At 36.7% G+C, this 1,612-nt stretch carries 1 protein-coding gene; it reads right to left on the bottom strand.

All coding sequences use genetic code 11. The annotated features are described in order from the left end of the window. Window positions 1-592: 592 nt before the first annotated feature. Window positions 593-1,612, bottom strand: a 1,020-nt coding sequence (locus SVN78_11040; protein MDY6822140.1) for a phenylacetate--CoA ligase family protein, incomplete at its 5' end; no start/stop codon positions are given.

Below are 1,612 nucleotides of genomic sequence, written 5' to 3'. Positions count from 1 at the left end.
CCTGTATATTGCTTGGTGCAACATTTGGCAGTATCTCGTGACTCTTAGTTCGTCAAATATGCTCTTTTGCTCAGTGCTTTCGCCACCTTATCTATATAATTAGCTCTAATTGATATATAGTGTAAGCTTCTGCCCTTTTGTAAGAATTTAACTATTGTTCATTCAGTGCAAATTGGCCAGAGCACCTCTATAGAGGCGATACTTTTATATATTATGATTGTCTTAAACTACTTTGGAACTTAAGTTCTATAATTGCGGCAAAGTCAAATATATGTGAAAATGTTAACACTGCCTACTTATTGTTTTTCAATAAAACAGCAATGTGGTTAATATATGTTATCATAAATACTTCTTTCTATTTTCTTGCCCTAGCAATAATAAGAAAAAGTGTTAAAATAAATTCAAAACATTACTATAATAATTACCAAGTAAAATTCAATATTAGACATAATGAATAATTGTTAATATAAATAAATATTTATATTAACAATTATTGGAACTTGCAAAGTTGTAACCAAGCAAATTCATGCCATTATGTTCGCAACTAATCTTTTTTACTGTACCATCATCTCCTATTCAGTTTATTTTAACTTTACTTCTTTTCGTATGTCTTCTCGAAAAATTTCTTTTTCATCACTACTCTTTCCATGGAATTCGGTGGTACCCATATAATTTGAGGTGTTACTTTTAACCTCGAATGCATCCTTTCTTTAATTTCATTAGCTAAAGCCTCAAGTTGATCTTCCTTCACTCCTTCACCATATTCAACTTTTAATTTCAAAGGTGGCTCTATCCTAGGGAGAGGTTGATTTAATATAATTCTAAATTCTCCAGTTACTCGTGGTATAAATTCACTTATAACTGCATCTATGAGTGAAGGATAAACCATTTCTCCTTTTATTTTCATCATATCATCTATTCGCCCTGTTATTTTGTAACGGAGGCCAGATTGTCCGCATGGACAAGGTGAAACAAAAATTTGAGCAATATCACCAAATGACATGCGAAGGGTACCCGTAAAGCTACCTTTAAAACTGGTAAGTACTGCCTCTCCTTCAGCCCCATCTTCTAATGGTATTGGTTCCTTTGTTTCAGGATCGACTAATTCAATGAAAGCATAATCGTCCATTACCCAGTGCATTCCTTGATACTCAGGATATCCACAAGACCCTCCAAGACCAGCACCTGCATCGTAAAGTGTACAACCATAAGCTTCTTCAATCCTTTGCCTTATTTCTGGAATTCCAGCGCCTGGCTCGCCTCCAGCCAAAATAGCCTTTAAACCTAAGCTTTTTACATCAGCCCCAATAATTTGTGGTGCCTTTTCAATCAGATATTCGGCTAAACTAGGAGTGCATACTAAGGCATCTGCTTTGAACATCTTTAAAAACCTTAATATCCTTTCCGTTCCTGCTTCTGCCCCTATCGGGATAGGACAAGCTCCCATCTTATATGTAATGGCATAGCATGCGGGAACTCCCCCTATGTGCATGCTTAATGCAAGACAAACAGCAACGCGATCTCCAGGTCGCCCACCCATTCTCCACATAATGCGAGCAGACCACTCTGTACAAGCATCCAATCCTTCTGAAGTAAAGGGGTAAGGGGTAGG

This window comes from Deferribacterota bacterium (genome assembly GCA_034189185.1).
In the GTDB taxonomy this organism is placed as follows: domain Bacteria; phylum Chrysiogenota; class Deferribacteres; order Deferribacterales; family UBA228; genus UBA228.
The sequence above is the reverse complement of the archived record's forward strand: the minus strand, read 5'-3'. Positions and strand labels throughout refer to the sequence as shown.